Annotated in this window: 21 protein-coding genes; 6 read left to right on the top strand and 15 right to left on the bottom strand. The window is 38.9% G+C overall.

Annotated elements, in window-relative coordinates:
* Positions 1 to 8: 8 nt before the first annotated feature.
* Together IHV10_RS11920 and IHV10_RS11915 are read right to left on the bottom strand one after the other, a co-directional pair.
* On the bottom strand, positions 9 to 668 hold the full coding sequence (locus IHV10_RS11920) for a hypothetical protein (RefSeq protein WP_197129505.1): 660 nt from the start codon (positions 666 to 668) through the stop codon (positions 9 to 11).
* 4 nt (positions 669 to 672) lie between these two features.
* Positions 673 to 1,227: a sigma-70 family RNA polymerase sigma factor gene (locus IHV10_RS11915; protein WP_197129503.1), complete on the bottom strand. Its 555-nt coding sequence runs from the start codon at positions 1,225 to 1,227 to the stop codon at positions 673 to 675.
* A gap of 373 nt (positions 1,228 to 1,600) precedes the next feature.
* Between IHV10_RS11915 and IHV10_RS11910 the strand changes: the two genes are divergently transcribed.
* The gene (locus IHV10_RS11910; RefSeq protein ID WP_231619511.1) at positions 1,601 to 2,920 is read left to right on the top strand and encodes a murein hydrolase activator EnvC family protein; all 1,320 of its coding nucleotides are present in this window, start codon (positions 1,601 to 1,603) and stop codon (positions 2,918 to 2,920) included.
* 63 nt (positions 2,921 to 2,983) lie between these two features.
* On the opposite strand, the gene IHV10_RS11905 is transcribed toward IHV10_RS11910, so the two are convergent.
* The 4 genes from IHV10_RS11905 to IHV10_RS11890 all read right to left on the bottom strand — a co-directional run bounded on the left by IHV10_RS11905 (position 2,984) and on the right by IHV10_RS11890 (position 6,750).
* The gene (locus tag IHV10_RS11905) at positions 2,984 to 3,760 is read right to left on the bottom strand and encodes a protein-glutamine gamma-glutamyltransferase (protein WP_197129502.1); all 777 of its coding nucleotides are present in this window, start codon (positions 3,758 to 3,760) and stop codon (positions 2,984 to 2,986) included.
* Between the two features lie 64 nt (positions 3,761 to 3,824).
* Positions 3,825 to 4,685: an ABC transporter permease subunit gene (locus IHV10_RS11900; protein ID WP_197129500.1), complete on the bottom strand. Its 861-nt coding sequence runs from the start codon at positions 4,683 to 4,685 to the stop codon at positions 3,825 to 3,827.
* Between the two features lie 188 nt (positions 4,686 to 4,873).
* Positions 4,874 to 5,896 (bottom strand): ABC transporter permease, encoded by a 1,023-nt coding sequence (locus IHV10_RS11895; RefSeq protein ID WP_197129498.1) that lies wholly within the window; start codon positions 5,894 to 5,896, stop codon positions 4,874 to 4,876.
* Positions 5,893 to 6,750: an ABC transporter permease subunit gene (locus IHV10_RS11890; RefSeq protein ID WP_197129496.1), complete on the bottom strand. Its 858-nt coding sequence runs from the start codon at positions 6,748 to 6,750 to the stop codon at positions 5,893 to 5,895. Before IHV10_RS11890 ends, IHV10_RS11895 begins: the two co-directional genes overlap by 4 nt.
* Positions 6,751 to 6,883: 133 nt before the next feature.
* Here IHV10_RS11890 and IHV10_RS11885 point away from each other — a divergent pair, with 133 nt between their 5' ends.
* Both IHV10_RS11885 and IHV10_RS11880 read left to right on the top strand, forming a co-directional pair.
* Positions 6,884 to 7,711: a hypothetical protein gene (locus tag IHV10_RS11885; RefSeq protein WP_197129493.1), complete on the top strand. Its 828-nt coding sequence runs from the start codon at positions 6,884 to 6,886 to the stop codon at positions 7,709 to 7,711.
* 494 nt (positions 7,712 to 8,205) lie between these two features.
* Positions 8,206 to 9,663, top strand: coding sequence for an NAD(P)/FAD-dependent oxidoreductase (locus IHV10_RS11880; RefSeq protein ID WP_197129489.1), 1,458 nt, complete (start codon positions 8,206 to 8,208; stop codon positions 9,661 to 9,663).
* 50 nt (positions 9,664 to 9,713) lie between these two features.
* On the opposite strand, the gene brnQ is transcribed toward IHV10_RS11880, so the two are convergent.
* The 6 genes from brnQ to IHV10_RS11850 form a co-directional block, all read right to left on the bottom strand.
* Entirely contained in the window at positions 9,714 to 11,027 is a 1,314-nt protein-coding gene (gene brnQ, locus IHV10_RS11875) for a branched-chain amino acid transport system II carrier protein (RefSeq protein ID WP_197129486.1), read from the bottom strand.
* Between the two features lie 193 nt (positions 11,028 to 11,220).
* The gene (locus tag IHV10_RS11870; protein ID WP_197129483.1) at positions 11,221 to 11,763 is read right to left on the bottom strand and encodes a YhcN/YlaJ family sporulation lipoprotein; all 543 of its coding nucleotides are present in this window, start codon (positions 11,761 to 11,763) and stop codon (positions 11,221 to 11,223) included.
* Positions 11,764 to 11,891: 128 nt separating this feature from the next.
* Positions 11,892 to 12,506: a DedA family protein gene (locus IHV10_RS11865; protein WP_197129480.1), complete on the bottom strand. Its 615-nt coding sequence runs from the start codon at positions 12,504 to 12,506 to the stop codon at positions 11,892 to 11,894.
* Positions 12,507 to 12,617: 111 nt separating this feature from the next.
* Positions 12,618 to 13,151 carry a GNAT family N-acetyltransferase gene (locus IHV10_RS11860; protein WP_197129477.1) on the bottom strand — a complete coding sequence of 178 codons (534 nt, stop codon included), beginning with the start codon at positions 13,149 to 13,151 and terminating at the stop codon, positions 12,618 to 12,620.
* A 30-nt stretch (positions 13,152 to 13,181) separates the two neighbouring features.
* Positions 13,182 to 14,096: a Nif3-like dinuclear metal center hexameric protein gene (locus IHV10_RS11855; RefSeq protein WP_197129474.1), complete on the bottom strand. Its 915-nt coding sequence runs from the start codon at positions 14,094 to 14,096 to the stop codon at positions 13,182 to 13,184.
* Positions 14,097 to 14,148: 52 nt separating this feature from the next.
* Complete coding sequence (locus tag IHV10_RS11850) at positions 14,149 to 14,568, bottom strand: GNAT family N-acetyltransferase (protein WP_197129471.1); 420 nt, start codon at positions 14,566 to 14,568, stop codon at positions 14,149 to 14,151.
* 72 nt (positions 14,569 to 14,640) lie between these two features.
* On the opposite strand from IHV10_RS11850, the gene IHV10_RS11845 reads away from it, so the two are divergent.
* The gene (locus IHV10_RS11845) at positions 14,641 to 14,952 is read left to right on the top strand and encodes an MTH1187 family thiamine-binding protein (RefSeq protein ID WP_197129468.1); all 312 of its coding nucleotides are present in this window, start codon (positions 14,641 to 14,643) and stop codon (positions 14,950 to 14,952) included.
* Positions 14,953 to 15,090: 138 nt separating this feature from the next.
* On the opposite strand, the gene IHV10_RS11840 is transcribed toward IHV10_RS11845, so the two are convergent.
* Positions 15,091 to 16,656 carry a flotillin family protein gene (locus tag IHV10_RS11840; protein ID WP_197129465.1) on the bottom strand — a complete coding sequence of 522 codons (1,566 nt, stop codon included), beginning with the start codon at positions 16,654 to 16,656 and terminating at the stop codon, positions 15,091 to 15,093.
* A gap of 15 nt (positions 16,657 to 16,671) precedes the next feature.
* Positions 16,672 to 17,205, bottom strand: coding sequence for an NfeD family protein (locus IHV10_RS11835; protein ID WP_197129462.1), 534 nt, complete (start codon positions 17,203 to 17,205; stop codon positions 16,672 to 16,674).
* A gap of 231 nt (positions 17,206 to 17,436) precedes the next feature.
* Between IHV10_RS11835 and IHV10_RS11830 the strand changes: the two genes are divergently transcribed.
* On the top strand, positions 17,437 to 18,117 hold the full coding sequence (locus tag IHV10_RS11830; protein ID WP_197129459.1) for a DNA alkylation repair protein: 681 nt from the start codon (positions 17,437 to 17,439) through the stop codon (positions 18,115 to 18,117).
* A gap of 12 nt (positions 18,118 to 18,129) precedes the next feature.
* On the opposite strand, the gene IHV10_RS11825 is transcribed toward IHV10_RS11830, so the two are convergent.
* Positions 18,130 to 18,885, bottom strand: a complete 756-nt coding sequence (locus IHV10_RS11825) for an STAS domain-containing protein (protein ID WP_197129456.1) — start codon at positions 18,883 to 18,885, stop codon at positions 18,130 to 18,132.
* Positions 18,886 to 19,093: 208 nt separating this feature from the next.
* Here IHV10_RS11825 and IHV10_RS11820 point away from each other — a divergent pair, with 208 nt between their 5' ends.
* Positions 19,094 to 20,386 carry a homoserine dehydrogenase gene (locus tag IHV10_RS11820; RefSeq protein ID WP_197129453.1) on the top strand — a complete coding sequence of 431 codons (1,293 nt, stop codon included), beginning with the start codon at positions 19,094 to 19,096 and terminating at the stop codon, positions 20,384 to 20,386.
* Position 20,387: the final 1 nt, after the last annotated feature.

The raw sequence follows: 20,387 nt of genomic DNA, 5'->3' as shown, positions 1-20,387 counted from the left end.
AGTGTGGATTAATTATTAGATACAGGTATGCGTTCCCATTTCAATATACCATCATGCTTATTGATGGAACCCTTCCACTCAAAGTTTTGGTCAACGTGCATCAGTTGTCTTAACATGTCGTCTTCTGATTCTGTTGTTGTATAGATCTTTACATTAACATAGTTCCATAGCTCTCCCAAATTCTTTTGCCCTTCGTAAGGTTCATTTAGTGTGAGATGTGATACCTCTTTTAGGTACGATTCGGTAAGAAAAATTTGTTTTTCTTGTGATAGATTTTTCGGGAACGTAATAAAAACGGTAAGGTTATCTTTCTTTTGATTAGCCATCACATCTGAGATCTTGTGATGGTTTCGCATATCATGCCTAGCTTTCGTTAAGATCGCTTGATTGGCATATGGTATTTTCGCTATAGATTGAGCTTCTTTTTTCTCATGAAGCTGAAAAGGAACACTCTCAGCAAATTGAACAAAAATAAAGATGAAAGCTACACCAAGAGCAAGACTTAAACTTTGATGAAACCAGTGATACCACATGCTTTTAGGAGCAGGAGGCTTGTGGAGATCCCTTGTTCTCTGAAGGACTTTCTGTCTATGTTCCTCTTTAAACGTTATTGTTCTCATACGGCCGTTGTTCAATATTTCAGGCAGCTGCTTGAAAGGATCTTCCATGATCTCACCTACTCTTCTCCAGTTTTCGACGCAACAGTTCTCTTCCGCGCTGAAGTAATGTTCTGATTGTCGTTTCTTTTTTATTTAAGATTTGACTAATCTCGCAAACGGTTAGCTCTTTATAATAGAAAAGAAGGATTACTTCTCGATATTTAAGAGGAAGATTTAGGACATGTTCGGCTAACGCCTCATGTTCACTTTTTTGGACGATCGATAGTTCTGGTGTTAAAACTGAAGATGGTCTCGACTTTCCGAACCGGTCCATCACATGAATGTATTTCTTCCAACCGCTTCTTAAATAATCTTTACACAAGTTAACAGTGATGGCATATACCCAAGTTTTAACAGAGGAATCATTTCTAAAGTTGTCTTTATGTATATAACATTTCACAAATACTTCTTGTGCTAAGTCCTCTGCCAATTTCCGATCCTTAACATATGTATAAGCTAGCCTTATCACTTTGTCTTGGTATATATCCATTATCTGTATAATCCACTCTTCTTGGCTGAGTGAATGAGAATCAATGCCTTCGTTATTAAATCTCCGATTGATCGTCAAGAACTTCCCTCCTTTAACAACACCCTAACTATATGACGACTGACCATGATATTTTTATTCGTTTTTTAACTTTTTTTAAATTTAGCCGATTATATAATGAATGAGATTCTATTAAACTTACTTTGTTTTCAACTTTGTAATGAAACTCCATTCTATTTACCTACTCTTTTATTCGATTACCACGCTGTTTTTACCTTTTAATTTCCTAATACAGACAAATCTCTACATCTATACCGTCGAAATATGTTTCAATGTGTAATATTTTGAAATATAAATGTAATATTATTTCGCAATAACTGATGATTAATCAATGGTATAATCACTTCAGTAAAGAAATTGGCAACATTTGCACTTACAAGGAGGAGTACCCATCTTGAAACGTAAGCTAGTTATGGCTACACTGTCTCTCAGTCTAGTATTCAGTACATATACGGTATCGGCAGAAACTCTGTCTTCTATAAAAGAGAAAAAAGAAAAGAATCGCTCTGAGCAAACGGAAAAGCAGGGTGAATTAAAGAAAAATCAAAATCAGCAAGATCATACGTTAGATCAAATTCAAAAATTAGAGGGTTCTATCGACAAAACTCTTAAAGATATTGGAAACAAAAAAGAATCAATCCAAGAAACGAAAGCTTCTATTGAAAAACTAAAAAAAGAAATCGATGTTCTTAAAAAGAGAATCAAAGAACGTGATGCACTTCTAAAAGAACGCGTAACTTCCATGTACGAAAGCGGCGGTGCGGTAAATTATTTAGATGTGGTATTAGGTTCTAAAGATTTCGGCGACTTCCTTGATCGCGTGTTTGCATTAAACGTGATTGCTGAACAAGATAAAGCCATCTTAGAAGAGCACAAACAAGATAAAGAGTCTGTTGAAAAGAAAAAAGGACAGGTTGAGAGTGAACTTTTGTCTCTAAATTCAGATTTAACCGAACTTGAAGGATTGAACCAAAAATTAACGGACCAGAAAAAACAAAAGAATGCGCTTCTCGCTCAATTAGAGACGGAAGAAGACCATCTACATGATCATATTATGCAGCTGGATGAGACGAACGAACTTCTTTCCGCACAAGAAGCAGCGATTAAAGCTGAGATTGAACGTGCGAAACGTGAAGAAGCTGAACGCAAGAAAAGAGAAGCTGAAGCAAGAGCTGCGGCTGCAGCTGCGGCAGAAAAAGCTCGTGAAGAAGCAGCGGCTAGAGAGAAAAACAAATCTAACTCAGGTTCTGGCTCAGGTTCTTCACCTGCACCAACTCCACCTCCAGCACCAACACCTGCTCCAGCACCAGTGAGTCGTGACTTTATCATGCCTTCACAAGGATTCATCACTTCTGGCTTTGGTAACAGAAGCGCGGGCATGCACTACGGAATGGATATCGCTCAAGGCGGAAGTACTGTTCCAATCGTAGCAGCAGCATCTGGAACGGTTACGAGAGCTTACTATTCAAGCTCTTATGGAAACGTTGTGTATATTACGCACTATATTAACGGACAACTGTACACAACGCTATATGCACACATGAGATCTACACCTGCTGTTAGCCAAGGTCAGTCTGTCTCTCAAGGGACATTCTTAGGCTATCAAGGTAACACAGGCGCTTCTAGAGGACAGCATTTGCACTTTGAATTGCACAAAGGCCCATGGAACGGCTCAAAATCAAATGCAGTTGATCCAAGACCATACCTTCAATAATCAATAAATAAAATATAAAAAACGCAGAGATCAAAGTTCTCTGCGTCTTTTTGTCTAGGCATTTTATATGACTCCACCAAGCAATCTTCGGATTGGATGACGTGTGTATTCCGACATGAGTCGATAGTTTGGCCTTATGATCTCCGCTGTTAAAAAAGCCGAAACCGTTGCACCAGGCATTCTTTTTTGATTAAGCACATCAATAACCTCTCCAATTGTTCCCGTTCCTATGCCGTGACCGAAAAATTGTCCGTTTCCAAGGTCGATCAGGTTTTCACCTTGCCACTGAGGCGTATTAGGATGATGTTCTGGATTTTTAACATATCTCACATCACCTGGCAACGAATCCCCAGATGGCACTGCAATAATCTGTAGATCCTCATCATGTTCCGTGCTGTAGAGAAGCAACCCGTTAAACAATTGATCAAACATACCCGCTCCAATTGTTTCAAGAATCGCTTTGTACATCATGATCATGATAGCTGTTGTACATTCGAACCCGTAACGTTTTCCATTGATAAAAATATCTGAGATGGCGTCAGAAGGACGGGCATCGGATCGAAGCAAAAAACCGCCATAAGCTGTTCTTCTCCAATATTGCGGATTGCAGCGTGAATTCACGAACGTCGCAAATCCTGCTCCGCTATCACGCATAGCGTTTGCTGCTGCTACAATATTTGTACGCATGACCACTTCAAATAAAAACTGATGTGGACTTGTGTAATAAAACGATTCTCTAGATTTTTCAAGCTTTTCGCCTACCAGTTTCTGTGTTTGTGTAAGCGAATTAAAACCCGAGATTTGAGCCGTTTTTACCGGATACCCATTAACAAAAATCATTTCTCTCCCCCCTGTCTGCACAGGATATTACATAGTATGGTGAGAAGAGAAAAGTGGTGTATTTTTAAGCGCCTCTCTTGTGAACGAAATCAAAAGATGATTTCGTTTTACTCCCGAGAATTTGTTTTTCAAGCACGCGATTACGGTTCGTCCTTTTATAATGCCTCGTTTGCAGGTGATGCTGAAAGCCTTCACCTATTAGCTGAAAAGCATAGATGGCGATTCCGAACATGATGATCGGACCGAGTGCGATAGAAGGATTTACAGTAATTAGATTATAATAATCTCCTATAAGTCCTGACCATTCATTTGACATAGACACAGGCGGATCAGGTATTAACGGGTTATAATCTACATCAGTTCCCCCAAAGAAGAGTTTAAAATAGCCTAGATGCATGAATATAATTAATAATTGAACACATTGTTGACACCACACGATCACCAACTTTGGCAGCAAATGCGGGATTACATGCTTAATGAAAATCCTCCACTTGCTAGCTCCTAAGATATGAGCCCCCTCAATAAAATCTTCCTTTAGAATAAGTGCGAGAATATTTCCAATGGTTGAACCTAACAAAGGTATCACTAGGATTGTTAAGATGAAAACCTCAAGCCAAATACGCTGATTGAAAGTATAAATAAAATATTCTTCCCAGCCTGGCATCCGTAATTGTTCCCATAATACAGGTGTTAAGAGAAAAACAGCAATTATGGTTAAAGGAATAAAGTAGAATGAACTTAATAATTGGTCAAGTATCCTCCTTATTCGATCTGGTACGAAAAAAGCTAAAGGAATAGCGAGAACAAAACTAAATAAGATCCTGAGAAAGGCGATCACAAGAACACTAAGCAATGTGAACTTCGCACCTTCAAGTATTTTCATACCTGTGTCATAGCCTAATGCATCCGTTCCGAATGGAAACATCAAGGATGGTTCATAAGGAGCTGCATTGATCGGATACCCATTCTCATCATATGTAGCCTGTACTTGACGAATCTTACTATCAAAACTCAGTTCAAAGACAATGCTTGATAGGATAAGTCCAATAATGATAATAAATCCTATCCAAAATTTATAACTTTTTATGATCGGTATATCCTCCTTTAATTAAATTAAGCTCCTCTTTTCTCTATAAAATCAAAAGATGATTTTTGTTCAATTTTCATTTCTCGCTCCTTATTCAAACGAACGTCTTTCTTCTTTTTAACATGCCTTGTTTGAATGTGATCCTGAAAACCTTCACCAATCAGCTGAAAAGCATAGATAGCGATTCCGAACATGATGATCGGGCCGAGTGCGATGTAGGGATTGGCATGAATCTGGGTGTAATAATCGCCAACAAGACCTGACCACTCATTTGACATTGATTTTGGCGGATCCGCCATCATCGGATTAAAATCAATATCCGTCCCTCCAAAAAACAACTTTAAATATCCAAGATGCGTAAAAATTATCAACACTTGCACACACTGCTGACACCAAACAATTACAAGCTTTGGTAACATGTGAGGAATAACATGTTTCATAAAAACACGCCACCTGGATGCACCTAACAGTTGCGCACTTTCAATAAAGTCTTCTTTCAATATTGACGCCATCATATTTCCGATCATTGAGCCTAGAAGGGGTACTACGAGCAACGTCAAAATAATAACCTCAAGGCTTACCCTTGCAAAAAACGAATAAAGGAAAAATTCTTCTCCTTGAGCATTCAGCTGCTCCCTTAAAATTGGCCCTAGTATAAAAACAGCTATGATTGTAAGTGGAATAAAATAAAACGAACTAAGAAGCTGATCTAAACCTTTTCTGATTTTATCTGGTAGATAGAATGCAAAAGGAATAGCCACGATAAAACTGAAAAGAACACGAAATACACCGATTGCTATAACGGCAATTAAGGTGAATTTTGCACCTTGAAGCACTTTATGGCTGATGTCATATCCAAGTGGATCCGTACCAAGAGGAAACATGAGCGAAGGGTAAAAAGGAGCACCACCTATCAGGTTTTTCTGATCATCATAAAGCAACTGAACTTGACGAACTTTGCTATCATAAAACAATTCGAAACCTAAGCTAGAGATGATAAACACGATTAGAATGAAAAACCCTATCCAAAACTTCACGCTCCGAATCATACCCATTCTCCTCTCTTCGTAAAATGAACAATGACCCATTCGAAAAGAGCATACAAAAGAAAAAATGGAATGACGAGAAGTATGAGACAAGCAGCAAGCATTTCTGGTCTAAAATCGCTATACATGTAATGAGTGATTCCATGGATATTAAAGATGATCTCAACAAGAAGCAAGTTAGAGATCATAAACCATAAGACTGATTTTGAAAAATGGAAGATACCTTCACTTGTATTTCTCGTGACATGTACGACAAGTACGTATATCCGTCTCATACCTTTTGCTAAACTCATCTCAACATACTGTTTGCTAAGCTCTTCTTCAGCAAGAAGTATCATCATCTTATAAAAGTAAACAAAGGGCAGAATCATCAAGCAAACAATAGGTACAATATAGATCCTCTCTTCCGCTCCCATCGAAGCCACATTCGATACAAGTACTCCTGTCTTCTTATAAATAAGAACAATCCCCATCTGTACGAGGGCAAAAACAAGCAGATCTGGCAAGGACTCTAAAAAGGTAAGTAGATTTTTAATAGCTCCCCTTATGAACATTGGCAGCATTAACGTAACCCACGTGAGCAGTTGCGCCATACAAAAAGCAATCAACAATGCCCCAAAAAGAATGGAAAGTGAATAAATATATGGCGACCATATATCATCTAAAAATAACCTCGGCTTGCCTTGGTTGAAGTAAGTCATCTGATTCAATTGAAAGATATCTCTACAAACATCCTTGATCTTATTGAAATACATACTTACATTCTTGTTCATGATTAATTCTGGTAGTCCACTGATTAAAATAATGGAAACGATCGTTAAAATCAGTTGCATCAACAGTTTCTTAATAATCTTCATAACGCTCCCCCTTCTTCTACCTTTTAGACGTTTGAAGCCAATATTTTCATTCACTCTTTTACTTTTGGAGGATAAAAAGGACAAAACAATCCATATTAAGGAAGAGAAAATCATACGGAATTGAGGACTGACTATGTGGAATAAGATCATGACTGGAGTTCTACTAACTGCTTGTTTAAGCTTCTTCTTTCCCCTCACCTCAGAAGCAAAAGAACCCCTAACTTATTTCCCAATCGTAAAAAAGGGGGAGGTTGTAGAATGGGAGAAAGTAAACAAACTTCTTCCTAAAGGTGCTACATTTAAAGTCGTAGATCTAGAGACCGGCTTTTATTTTCAAGTACAAAGAAGGGCTGGCAATAAGCATGCCGATGTACAGCCGTTGACCCGCGATGATACAGCTGTTTTAAAGCATCTATATAACGATAAATGGAGCTGGAATCGACGAGCTATACTTATTCCCGTAAAAGGCAGGATGCTCGCAGGCAGCATGCATGGAATGCCTCATGGAGCAGGCGCATTAGAAAACGGATTTCCTGGCCATTTTTGTATACATTTTTTAGGTAGTTCAACACACCGATCACGCAATATTGATCCTTCTCATCAATTTATGATCTTAAAAGCTGGCGGACAACTTTCTAAATACGCAGCTGGAGCAAGTGCGAAACAAGCAGTTTCTATGTTTTTAGTCGGCATGAAACAGCAAGACATCAAATTAGCTATGCCTGTCCTAAACAGGAACCTGCTTGAAGACTCGACCGTTACGGAGCTGTTCAAAGGAATCACAAGTATGCAATATGAGATCAGATCTCCAAGTACTAGGTATCCTCCTGTTGTTCGAACTGAAATAAGAGCTAGAGTAAAAAAGTACGATGATAACGGATTACAAACAGATACATTTACCTTTTTAATGGAACGAAAATCAATGACAGACGGCTGGAAGATCATGAAGATCAGATTCTAAAACCTGAAGAAGCCCCTTCTTTAGGTTTTTTTTGGGCTGTTCTCGTAAACTTTGTTGCTTTTAGGAGTGTTGATTTCCGTTCCAGGCTGCTCGCTTTCGGGCAGGCGGTGAGCCACATTTGGGCGTTTCACTTTTAAGTGTCTCACCTGCCAGCCTGTCCCACAGGAGTCTCGCACCTTCCACTCCAATCAACAGTCAAAGAGGTAGACAAAAGATATTAAATCAACAATCTTTTAGAAAATAGCCTTTTGTTTTGAGAGTGGTGGGGATAAAAAGAAAATCGGTTCTCATACCTGTTTTTACATTGTTATCTTATTTCCTGATTTTCAGTCAATCCTCATATCAATCACCCTCCAGAACTAAAACACGAATAAAAATATATTTTTTTATTAAATTGTTCGTATTTTAGTTGAAATCCACTTTAATAATTGTTATATTTACCAAGGGAAAAAACAATTCTAGAAAAACTACCAAGTATTTCAAGGGGGATTATTATGAATACCCATTATGATGTAATTGTTGTTGGCGCAGGTCCTGCAGGAATTTTTACGAGCTACGAACTAACAAGACAGCTTCCAGATGCAAAGATTTTGTTAATAGATAAGGGACATGACATCTATGCACGTTCGTGCCCGATTTTAGAGAAGAAAATTCAAAAATGTCCGCCTGCAGCAGGCAGAAAAGAATTTGCCGGTTGTTTACCAGCTTGTTCGATCACAAATGGTTTTGGCGGAGCAGGAGCTTATTCGGATGGAAAGTTCAATATTACGAGCGAATTCGGAGGATGGATGACAGATTACCTATCGGAAGAACAAGTGGTTGAACTTATTAAATATGTAGATGAGATCAACTTAGAGCACGGAGCCACTGATTCAATCACAGACCCTCTTACACCAGAAGTCAAGGATATTGAAAAGCGCGGTTATGCAGCTGGTTTGAAGCTTCTAAGAGCTCAAGTTCGTCATCTTGGTACAGAACAAAACCTTGAAATACTGAAAAGCATCTATGAATACTTAAAAACACGCATTGAGATGAAATATAAAGCTGAGGTTGAAGATCTCATTACCGAACGAACTGCTGAAGGATATGTAGCAAAAGGAATCCTTCTAAAAGACGGAACATCTCTTACATCAGAGAAAGTTGTTATTGTTCCCGGTCGCGATGGTTCAACATGGCTAACGAAAATTCTTAAAAAAAGACGTATAAAAATGACAGCTAACCAAGTCGACATTGGCGTTCGTGTTGAAACTTCTAACTTAGTGATGGAAGAGATCAACAAGCATCTTTATGAAGGTAAATTTGTTTTTAATACATCTGTCGGCACAAAAGTAAGAACGTTTTGCTCCAATCCTTCTGGACATGTTGTCGTAGAGAACCATTCTGGTATCATGCTTGCGAACGGACACGCCTATAAAGATCCTAAGCTAGGCAGTGAGAACACAAACTTTGCACTCCTTGTATCACATCAATTCGCTGAACCGTTCGATCAGCCTACAGAATACGCTCATGAGGTTTCAAGACTTGCCAATCAGCTTTCTATGGGTGGCCTTGTCGTTCAGAAGTATGGTGATATCTTAAAAGGACGTCGATCTACGGATAAACGAATAAAAGAAGGCTTCCTTTCTCCAACATTAAAAGAAGCTGTACCTGGCGACCTAGGGCTTGTGCTTCCTTATAACACGATGAAAAGTTTGATTGAAATGACTGAGGCATTAGATAAAGTAACACCTGGTATCGCATCAGAACACACATTGTTTTATGGTGTAGAAGCTAAGTTCTATTCTGCACGTCCAAAGCTTGATGATAAATTCGAGTCAGAGATCAACGGCCTCTATGTTGGTGGAGATGGTGCTGGAATCACGCGTGGTCTCGCCCAAGCAAGTGCATGTGGCGTATGGATTGCTCAAAACGTTGCAGCTAAGATAAAAGAAAAAACACCAGCGTTGGTTTAAATAACATAAAAAAATGCCTTAGGATCTGATCCTAAGGCATTCGCTTTTTCTTAATTTGTAGAGAAGATGACAATTCTACCTCTTATTACGGCAATGATAAAACCTACAACTGATCCTATGATAGCAGGGAGCAGCCACCCGATTCCATCTGCATAAAGAGGGATATGCAAATAAATTTGTTCGATCGCACCCAGTTTAAGTCCAAAAGCTTTTAATCCATCTGCTATTGAGACAAGTGCAGTTGCTACGATTCCACCGATATATACTTCTTTTCTCCCAGAGAATAAATCATGTAGGAAAGAAAGCAGGATCAAAACAATCGCAATTGGATAGATCGCTGTTAAAACAGGTACAGAAACTGAGATTAACTGTGTTAATCCTAGGTTTGCAATACCAGCACTGAAAACACTCATAAGAAGTACAACTGTTTTATAGGAAACATTCGGGAACATTTTTTTTGCAAATTCTCCACAAGCAGTTACAAGACCTACTGAAGTTGTAAGACAAGCTAGTGCTACAGCTAGACCAAGGAGTACGTTTCCAAACGGTCCAAAAAGTTCTGCTACAACATTCGTAAGGATCTGACCGCCATTATCCGTTTTGCCTAGTGCCTGACTTGTAGCTCCTAAATAAGCTAAAATACCGTAAACTGCGGCCAAACAAGTAGCTGCGATCAGTCCTGCCTTAATAACCATCTTGGTTACTTGTTCTTTTTTCATCTCTGGTCGTTTCACTGCTGTGATGACTACGATACCAAACGCAAGTGCTCCTAGTGTATCCATCGTCAAATATCCATCCATAAACCCTTTAACTAAAGGATTACTTGCATAATTAGGAGATGCAGTACCTAGTTTTCCAACCGGTGTAATGATCGCCTTAACTAAAAGAGATACGATAATGAGCAATAATACTGGCGTTAAGATATTACCGATTCGGTCTACAAGTTTTGATGGATTTAACGAAAGCCAATACGTTACGGCAAAGAATACAACTGTAAACAAGAAAAGCGTCAGACCATTGTTCATACTTTCTGGTAAGAAAGGAACGACTGCCATCTCATAAGAAACAGTTCCTGTTCTAGGGATTCCAAAGAAAGGCCCTATGGCTAAATAGAGTATGATCGCGAATACAGAACCGAATAACGGATTAACTCGTTCCGTTAAGGTTTGTAGGCCACCACCCGTACGTGCTAGTGCGATTACACCCAATAAAGGTAATCCAACTCCTGTTATGAAAAAGCCAACCATGGACTGCCAGACCATTTCCCCTGCTGACTGACCCAATGCTGGCGGAAAAATTAAATTTCCTGCTCCAAAAAATAAAGCAAATAACATTAAGCCCACCGAGAGCGTCCGCTTCTGCATATTAAATTCCTCCTCCGTGGTCATCTATATGATTTCGTTTTTATTGTAATTATCGAATTTTGTCGAAATATTTTTTTATCCATATGTATTTGTAACACGATATGAGATTGGAGTCAATATTCAGATATAATGAATTTTCTAACAAATGTTTTCGTAAGGAAAGGACTGAGACATACTCAGCCCTTTTACTCATTTAACGATTGGTTGGGAACACACGCTTAATCGTATCGTTGAACTCTCTTACAAAACCTGAAACAGGATTTCCTTTGTTAATCTCGTCAGCATATCCGTTCATACGATCGATGAAGTCAGGGTTCGTTGAAACAAACACATCATTGATATCAGGATCTGTTTTTCGAACGGTATCGCCGATTTTCTTTTCTGTCTCTCTCGAAAGCTTCATGCTCTCGCCGCCTTTAAGCTTTGCAGCTACATAAGCATTGTTCTCTGTAACGATAACGGTCGCATCGTCTACTTCTTTAAGATCTGTTACTTTATTCGCTGCTTTATCTGCTACATCCATACGCGTGTTTTCGTCGTACTGATTATCCATACCCATATCCATGTTGTTATTCATGTTATCCATATTTCGGTCAGCACGATTGTCGTAGTTCACTTCAGTCATATTGTTACGCGCTTCTTTTCCCATGTCCTTGTCATTGTTGTTCATTCCACAAGCACCTAGAAACGATGATAGCATCACGGCCATTGAAGTAACGAGAATAGTCTTTTTCATTAAATGACACTCCTTTAAAAATTTTTGACTGTCATCTAATAAAATTTGTTTGTTGAAGAGAAAATATACATAGCAATGATTTTTGTTAAGAGACATAAAAAAAAGCCTTCCAGCATTGGAAGACATAATTATTTAAACCAACCATTTGAATAGGAACCTTTGTTTTTCGGTTTAAAGATGAACCAAGCAACAACACTAAGGATTACGATTGTAAATGCGAACAGACCTACTTTATGGATTACCTCCATGACTAGAGCCCATCGACCTGCCAATTGATAGCCGATCACGATAAAGAAGGAACACCAGAACAAAGCACCACTATAAGCGTAAAGTGCGAATTGTCTCCAATTTAAAGAATACATTCCAGCAAAATAAGCGGTCAGGTGTCTTATTCCCGGCATAAAGTAGCCAAAAAACAATGCTGATTTTCCATACTTTAAAAAGAAATTTTGTGTTTTTTCTATCTTTTCTTCAGATACCCCAAATTTTGGGCCTAACTTTTTTAACAGAGGTTTACCACAGATGTTTCCAAAATAATAGCTACCCGTAATACCTGCTATCGCTCCAAAAAAAGCACTCAATACAGCAGGTAAAAAAGGAAGATCTCCTGCAAAAATGAAGTATCCTACAGTGGCCAAAAGGATCTCATCCGGGATAGGTAAGCCGATAATACCTAATGCCAATAGTAGAAAAATACCAAAATAGCTATATTGATGTATGATATTTATTAAGTCAAATTCCATGACGTCACCAACTTCTTTTTTTACACCTTCTACCATTGTAACGATAAATTGGGTAATTTGGAAAGAGGAAAATACATTTCAGTAAAACGCAGTGTTATTTTTTCTATGTATTTAAGTCGTTTGTTCGGTACTAGTAGTTAGTATATACGTTATGTCATCCCATGCAAAGCATTCTTCAAACAAGTGCTGCTTTCCTATTGTTATTTGTTCTTCATCTATCTTTTTCCCACCTGTTGAAATATATGCTTGTTTGGATGGATTTTCTTTCAATACCCACACGATCATACTTTTTTTCCCTATTGATGTTAGTTCTTTACAGAACGCTTTAAGCATTCTTGTTCCATGTCCTTTTTGTTGCACTGTTTTTTCTAAGTAAAAAGCATATATCTCACTCTCATATTGATGTTGTGACCTGATCGAACCTCCAGAAATAAAGCCACATAAATGATGATTCTCATCTTCTAAAACAAGAACAATGTGCGATTTCTGGACCAACCATTCACTCCATCTTTGTTCTCTTTCCGTAACTGACATCTGTGATAGATAATCGTCATCTACTAGACCTTTATACGATTGCTGCCAGCTTTTCACGTGTACTTTCGCAATTTCTGCTGCATCTGTTATTTTCGCTCGCCGAATGTTCATGTCTTTTTCCCACCTCTTTTTTTGTTGTGATCATACCCACCATTTAGTTTGAGGTAATAGCGTTACACGCAATTGAAACTGCTCTTCAAACCAAGATTTCAACTGTGTAGCATGAACTAAATATTCGGAAGCAGCATGCGATACGCCGATTAAGCTCATTGTACTTTGAGCAATATAGCTTTTCATCTGTTCATACTTCTTTTTACCGTACTCATTATCGATGTGGCAATGCACCTCACCTGTCAAATAGGCTTCTGCGCCCATCTTTTCCGCCTCGATCATTGCTTCTACTTTATCACCGCATCCTGCAACAATCGCAATCTTCGTTATGTTTTTATGTATAGGACCATGCACATCAGCATAAGGAATTCCGAACAATTCGGTTGAATGATGAATCAAGTCCTCTGTAGAAGTAGGAGCTATTTCACAAAGAATACCACAAGCTCCATTATCATCCTTCAATAGTTCTCCAATCACTTTTGCGTTTAATGCTTCTCCCCACGCATCACTCGTACTGATTACCCTTGAATAATCGAGTGGTACATGAAGCGTAAATACCGATAAACGTCTTTTCTTCATCTGCTGGATAAAATGAGGATGTATCGGCATAAAACCTCTTCCCCATTTCCCTTTTGGATCTCCGCATTCCATCACAATGGGATGATGCATAAATAACAGATCTCCTGGATGACTTTCAGCAATGAATCTTTCTAAAATTTCTTCTGTAGGGAAAACAGCCAAAAATACTCGATTTACCTTTTCGTCTCCTCTAAGCATGAGTCCGTTGAACAGTTTGGTAAATTCAGGTTGGAACTCATTGCGCCAATCAAAATCGATCGGATCGTAAACCATCGGAATAAACCTACTGAACGCTGGATCAGTTCCAATATTTCTATATGTAAAAAGTTCATCGATCGCCTCATCTATTCTTTTTAGTTCCACCATCTCGTTTCTTCCTTTCTTTTATAGGGATGCTTGTTGAAGGCGGCCCAAACTTTTAGTAACAATTTCTATAATAAACAATCTCTGGATCTCCTTCATCTAAGTTATCGATAAATCCGCTTTTCTTAAAATTGTTCTTGATAAATACCTTTTTCATAGATTCATTTGATTCATTTGTGGATGAGAATAGCTTATTTGTAGGTGAGATCCTACTCATGTGTGTTAACAAACTACTCGCCAATCCTTTTCTTTGATGAGCCGGATCAACCATGATAAGCGATATAAAACAGCAGTCAAAGAAGTGAGTATGATAGATTAAAAAAGCAGCGATTTCATCCTCCTGATAGAGGATGAGACATCTTTCCTCTTTTATCGCATGTTCGAGCTCTTCTTTCCTATGATCACTTCCGATCATTTTTTTATCTAATTCTATTATTTTTTGAAGATGGTGTTCCTTCGCATGCTGAATTTCCATAGTTATCGTCCTTTTGTTTGTCATTATGTTTGGTTTTGCTACAATAAAGTAAAAAGTTGAGGTGTTTTATTTATGGCAATTGTAGATATTACGATCATTCCAATCGGTACTGAAACTCCTAGTGTTAGTGAATATGTAGCTGAAATACAAAAAGTTCTTCAGCAAAACGAAGATAAGGTAAATTACCAGCTTACACCTATGAGTACATTGATTGAAGGCGAGCTTCCAGATCTCTTTCATGTAATTCAGCAGCTTCATGAAGTTCCTTTCTCAAATGGCATTCAGCGAGTAGCCACAAATATTCGCATCGATGACCGCCGCGATAAAAAGTCTACGATGGCAGGAAAGCTTGAGGCTGTCGAGGCTCAGATGAATAAGGAGTAATCGTTGAATCTGGCTGTCACGTGGAATCTCAGCGAACGAGCATAAATTTCGCTCAACGTCTCCTTAGCAAACATATTTACAAAAAGCTTACTCTTACAGGGGCTATTTCGCCCCATCCAGAGTAAGCTTTTTCTTTATTTATTCGCCCTTTGATGCTTTTACTTCTGCTTTTTCCTTTGTTGCCACTGCATTCGGCTCTTTTTTAGCAAATTCGATGCGAAGATCGTCGATGCTATTGCGAACATTCCCTTTGCCAGAGAAGTTTTCTAGCAGTTCTTTAACATCAATGCCAGAAGATGCTTTTAAAGATTCTTGAAGTGATGACATTAAATTCGTCGCGTAACCCGTAATACGGTTCGCTCCACCGTTCTCACCGCCGCCTGTATCCACGACCGTAATTTTATCGATGTTAGAAAGTGGTGCTGCCACTTGCTTAGCGTATTCTGGAAGCATCTTGATCATCATATCCATCATCGCTGCCTGACCATATAACTCAAACGCTTCTGCGATCTTCTGTTTCGCTTCTGCTTCAGCAAGACCTTTCAGACGGATAACATCTGCTTCGGACTCCCCTTTTGCACGTTCCGCTTCTGCTCTTGAAAGTCCGTCTAGGCGTACTTTCTCAGCTTCGGCTTTTGCCATGGCTTCAACACGATACTTATGAGCATCTGCCTCAGCGACCTGTTTGCGTTTGTCAGCTTCTGCGTTTTGTTCAACTGCATAACGGTCTGCATCAGCTTTCTTCTTAACTTCTGAGTCGTATTGCTTTTCACGACGAAGAATCTCTTTTTCTTCAAGCTCGATCTGCTTTTGACGCTCGATGATCTTAATCTGCATCTGTTGTTCTGTTACTTGCTGTTTTGCGATCGCTTCTTCTAGGTGGTAAGCCTGGTCAGCACGGGCTTTAGCCACATCTTGTTCACGACGGAACTCAGCCACTTTCAGCTGATTCATCTTTTCAGCTTCCGCTACTTCTGTCGCGCGGCCTAACTCAGACTGCTTTGCTTCTTTATCTGCTTCAGCACGTTTGATACGCGTTTCTTTTTCAGCTTCTGCCATCGCCATGTCAGCGTCGCGCTTAATCTGTGCGATACGAGGCTTACCAAGAGAATCTAGGTATCCATTCTTATCACGAAGATCTTTGATCGTAAACGATACGATGATCAATCCCATTTTAGCTAGATCTTGAGAAGCTACACGTTGAACTTCCTGCGAGAATTTTTCACGATTCTTATAGATCTCTTCAACCGTCATCGATCCTAAGATAGAACGTAAATGACCTTCAAGGACTTCACGTGCTTCATTTTCACGATCTTCCTTCAACTTTCCTAAGAACTGCTCAGCAGCAGTCGCGATTTCACCGATTGAGCTTCCTACTTTAATGATCGCTGTTCCGTCAGCCATAACGGGAACACCTTGCTCTGTATATACTTCTGGTGTTTGTACATCTAACTTACTCGTTAACAAACTAAGTGGCTTTGCTTGTTGGAAAACAGGAAGTACGAACGTACCGCCTCCACGAACGATTTTGATACGATTGCCTGCTTCATCGATATTCACGTTCTTGCTTCCTAAGAAGCTTCCCGTTACGATCAATGCTTCATCTGGGCTCGCCGTTCTATACTTTGTAATAAAAACACTAATAAGAGCAACGACTAAGAATACGGCAACCCCGATAACGATAAACAACGGTGAAAAACTCATAATAACCCCTCCAGTTTAATGAATATATGTTTGTTCCACTTGCTCATAACGCATGACGGATACGACACCTTTTTGGATATCAATGATCAACACTTTTTCACCTTGAGAGATCGGTTTGTTATCCATGCTTATTGCGGATTTAGAGATCCTCCCGCTTATACCTTCGATTAGAATTTCGCCAAATCCATCTGTCGGAACCGAAGTTAATACGGTGCCCACTCTTCCCTTAAGATCTTCATCTCGATAAGCTAATGATTCTTCTGATGAACGGATCGGCATCAAGACGAAAACGTTTAAAAGAGTCACGAGTAACAGCGAAAGTAATCCACTGAAAACCATAATGAACCAGCTGTTAATTTCCGTCATGATCTCTAATAAATAGCCCGAAGCCGTCCCGATTGTAAAAAAGGATAAGATGAGCGATGGGTGCAAAAAGTCCATTGCTGCATCGAGCATGTCACCAAAAAGAATGTATACAAAAGTGATGCACCCAAAAATGATAAAGCTTCCCAAATAGATCGTAGACAACGGATATCCGAATAGTTCCACGGTCATCTCTCCTGTCTTCATATACTTTTTATTGCAAAGCTATAAATGACCACGCCCTTTTGTCGAATTTGATATAACCTTAACAAAGTGAAACAAAAAAGATTGTAAAATTTTGTCGACAATAATTAATTTCCAATATTGGTTTTATATAGATATTTACGAGAGTTACAGAAAAAAGTTTCAGTTAGTTAACAATATTTTGTATAATTTTGTTAAAAGGAGTGAAATCCCATGTATGAAGAAAAATTGTGGCAGTATTTAAACAGACAAGGGAATAAAGAAGATGCAGAACCCATGAAAAAATATATGCGTGATCAGTTCGAATTTTTCGGAATTCGTTCTCCCATTTTGAAACAAAGTATGAAGGAATTTTTAAAGGAGTATGGATTGCCTTCAAAAGAAAAACTACCATCATTGATTAAAAAAGCTTGGTCTCGGCCAGAACGCGAAATGCAGTATGCCACGTTTACAATAATAGAAAAATTAAAGAAGCAGATGACAAAAGAGGATATAGAATGGATCGAATATACCATCGTGAATAAAAGCTGGTGGGATACGGTTGATCATATCGCTAAACATATCGCAGGCTATTATTTGATGAAGTTTCCAGAAGAGATTGAACACGTTACGGAACGTTGGATCGCATCAAAAAACATCTGGCTTATGCGATCGGCCATTCTATTTCAACTCGGGTACAAAGACAAGACCGATAAAGAGCTCCTAGCACAAATTATTAAGGATACAAAGTACGATCAAGATTTCTTTATCCGGAAAGGCATTGGATGGGCGTTGAGAGAATATGCCTACACTGACGCCGATTGGGTATGGGAGTTCGTTCATACAGAGGAGTTAAGTCCACTTTCCTATAAAGAGGCGATTAAAAATATTAAAAAGACAAAGCAGCCGCACTAAACGGCTGCTTCTTTATTTTTGAAGTTCTGAAACAACATAACGAATAGCATTTCGAAATGATACAAATGAACGTTGATTCGTATGTACACCAAGAGAAACCATATTTTTAACCATTTCTTTTGGAAAACCGCAGTACAATACATCTGCTCCCATCAACTTAATCGCATCTGTAAGCTTTTGAATCTCATGCCCCAGCTCAGGATCTGTGATGGTTGTTACACCTGAAAAGTCTAAGATGACATAATCCGCTTCATTGTTTAAGCATTCTTTTAATAGTTTCGTAGTCAACGTCTCAAGTCTTTCGAGTGTTAGCTCTCCAATCAGCGGCACTAACAGCGTATGGTCTGCGATTGTTTGAAGAATAGGCGTCGCTAGTTCATTAAGAAGTTCTTTTGTTTTTTCCTTTTCTTGTTCACGCTCTGTTATATCTTTCCACGTTAACAGATAGCCCCTTTTCTCATTCTGCAAGATTAGTTCTTTCACGATCAATCTTGCAACAAACTTATTAAAGAGAACAATCTGCATATCGATCGGAAACTCACCTTTTTTCAACAACTCTTCTTGAAAAGAGCTTTTATGAAAACTTCTAATAGGTAAGCCAAGAATGTCTTCGGAAGATTCTATTTTAAGGTAAGTCTTCATCATTTCTATTAAATTCTTGCTGCTATGATTCATCCAAGAAATGTGCAAGTCTTGATCTATATAAAAGATATTCTCTTCTAAACAATTCAGTGTGTCCTTAACCGTTTCTTCTAACTCATAAGCCATAAGAAGCGCTCCCCTTTTTTACAGTCCTGTTCCTATCATATCGGAGATTATCCTATTACTCTATAAAAAAAGACTAAATAGACCTCGTTAATGTAAGCGCTATCTAAATCTTTACAAAAAATCCTGTTGTATGATGTTCCAACACCATGTAAAATGTCCATATCAAACATACATGTGTACTTTCCATAAAAACAAAGGGGCGGATAAAATGGTTACTCACGTTTCAGTAGGACTTTTAGGTTTAGGAACTGTCGGCAGCGGTGTTGTTAGAATGATTGAAGGAAATCGAGAAGAATTGCAGCACCGAGTTGGATGCCCTGTTTTTATTGAGAAGATACTCGTTCAGAATGTAGATAAAGAACGCCTAGTCTCCATTAACAATGAATGGTTAACACAGCATCCTGAGGACGTCATCCAAAATCCAAATATTCAGGTTGTAATAGAAGTGATGGGTGGCATTGAACTAGCGCGAGAATACATCACACTTGCTCTTCAAAACAAAAAGCATGTGATTACGGCAAACAAAGATCTGATGGCCTTATACGGTGCAGAGCTTTTACAAGTAGCTCATGAGAATGAATGCGATCTATTCTATGAAGCAAGTGTTGCAGGAGGCATCCCTATTATTCGTTCACTCGTCGATGGGTTAGCTTCAGACAAAATTACAAAGATGATGGGAATCGTCAACGGAACAACGAACTACATTCTTACAAAAATGGATAAACAACAGCGCAACTATGAAGAAGTATTAAAAGAAGCTCAAGATCTTGGATATGCAGAAGCAGATCCTACATCTGATGTTGAAGGTATCGATGCCGCGAGAAAAATGGCGATTCTCTCAACACTCGGATTCTCCATGCACATCCACTTGGATGATGTAACTGTTTCAGGTATTTCAAAAGTTACACAAGAAGATCTTGAATATGCACGCCAGTTCGGTTATACGCTGAAACTGATCGGAAACGCAAAAAAGGATAACGGAAAAGTGGAGATCAGTGTTGAGCCCACTCTTCTGCCTGACTCACATCCGCTAGCAAGTGTTCAAAATGAATATAACGCGGTCTATGTTTACGGTGAATCTGTAGGAGAAACCATGTTCTTCGGACCAGGTGCCGGGCAGCTTCCAACTGCTACGTCAGTGGTTTCTGATTTAGTTGCCGTGGTGAAAAACATGCGACTTGGTGTTAATGGTAAAAGCGTTGTTGCACCGCAGTTTGATAAACAGTTAAAACAGCCGAGCGAGATCGACGGAAAATTCTTTTACCGGTTGTACGTGAAAGATGAGGCAGGTGCCTTCTCTTCGATCACTTCTCTGTTTGCACTGCATGACATCTCACTTGAAAAATTAATTCAGAGCCCTGTTGATCACAAAGGAGTAGCAGAAGTTGTGATCGTTACACACGGAACGAACAAGCAACAAGATAGTCACGTATACAACCTGCTTCGTGACTCTGAAATGGTACAAGAAATCAAAAGTCACTATCGTGTGGAGGGAGCTTAAC

This window comes from Fictibacillus sp. 5RED26, from assembly GCF_015903895.1.
Taxonomy (GTDB): Bacteria; Bacillota; Bacilli; order Bacillales; family Fictibacillaceae; genus Fictibacillus; species Fictibacillus phosphorivorans.
Note: the sequence above shows the minus strand (reverse complement) of the source record. Positions and strands in the feature narration are given on the sequence as shown.

Excerpts from the sequence above, each read along its gene's own strand:
- IHV10_RS11920 (WP_197129505.1), bottom strand. The coding sequence starts at position 668 with ATGGAAGATCCTTTCAAGCAGCTGCCTGAAATATTGAACAACGGCCGT.
- IHV10_RS11905 (WP_197129502.1), bottom strand. The coding sequence starts at position 3,760 with ATGATTTTTGTTAATGGGTATCCGGTAAAAACGGCTCAAATCTCGGGT.
- IHV10_RS11900 (WP_197129500.1), bottom strand. The coding sequence starts at position 4,685 with ATGTTTCCATTCGGAACGGATGCATTAGGCTATGACACAGGTATGAAA.
- IHV10_RS11895 (WP_197129498.1), bottom strand. The coding sequence starts at position 5,896 with ATGATTCGGAGCGTGAAGTTTTGGATAGGGTTTTTCATTCTAATCGTG.
- IHV10_RS11890 (WP_197129496.1), bottom strand. The coding sequence starts at position 6,750 with ATGAAGATTATTAAGAAACTGTTGATGCAACTGATTTTAACGATCGTT.
- IHV10_RS11885 (WP_197129493.1), top strand. The coding sequence starts at position 6,884 with ATGTGGAATAAGATCATGACTGGAGTTCTACTAACTGCTTGTTTAAGC.
- IHV10_RS11880 (WP_197129489.1), top strand. The coding sequence starts at position 8,206 with ATGAATACCCATTATGATGTAATTGTTGTTGGCGCAGGTCCTGCAGGA.
- brnQ (WP_197129486.1), bottom strand. The coding sequence starts at position 11,027 with ATGCAGAAGCGGACGCTCTCGGTGGGCTTAATGTTATTTGCTTTATTT.
- IHV10_RS11870 (WP_197129483.1), bottom strand. The coding sequence starts at position 11,763 with ATGAAAAAGACTATTCTCGTTACTTCAATGGCCGTGATGCTATCATCG.
- IHV10_RS11865 (WP_197129480.1), bottom strand. The coding sequence starts at position 12,506 with ATGGAATTTGACTTAATAAATATCATACATCAATATAGCTATTTTGGT.
- IHV10_RS11860 (WP_197129477.1), bottom strand. The coding sequence starts at position 13,151 with ATGAACATTCGGCGAGCGAAAATAACAGATGCAGCAGAAATTGCGAAA.
- IHV10_RS11855 (WP_197129474.1), bottom strand. The coding sequence starts at position 14,096 with ATGGTGGAACTAAAAAGAATAGATGAGGCGATCGATGAACTTTTTACA.
- IHV10_RS11850 (WP_197129471.1), bottom strand. The coding sequence starts at position 14,568 with ATGGAAATTCAGCATGCGAAGGAACACCATCTTCAAAAAATAATAGAA.
- IHV10_RS11845 (WP_197129468.1), top strand. The coding sequence starts at position 14,641 with ATGGCAATTGTAGATATTACGATCATTCCAATCGGTACTGAAACTCCT.
- IHV10_RS11840 (WP_197129465.1), bottom strand. The coding sequence starts at position 16,656 with ATGAGTTTTTCACCGTTGTTTATCGTTATCGGGGTTGCCGTATTCTTA.
- IHV10_RS11830 (WP_197129459.1), top strand. The coding sequence starts at position 17,437 with ATGTATGAAGAAAAATTGTGGCAGTATTTAAACAGACAAGGGAATAAA.
- IHV10_RS11825 (WP_197129456.1), bottom strand. The coding sequence starts at position 18,885 with ATGGCTTATGAGTTAGAAGAAACGGTTAAGGACACACTGAATTGTTTA.
- IHV10_RS11820 (WP_197129453.1), top strand. The coding sequence starts at position 19,094 with ATGGTTACTCACGTTTCAGTAGGACTTTTAGGTTTAGGAACTGTCGGC.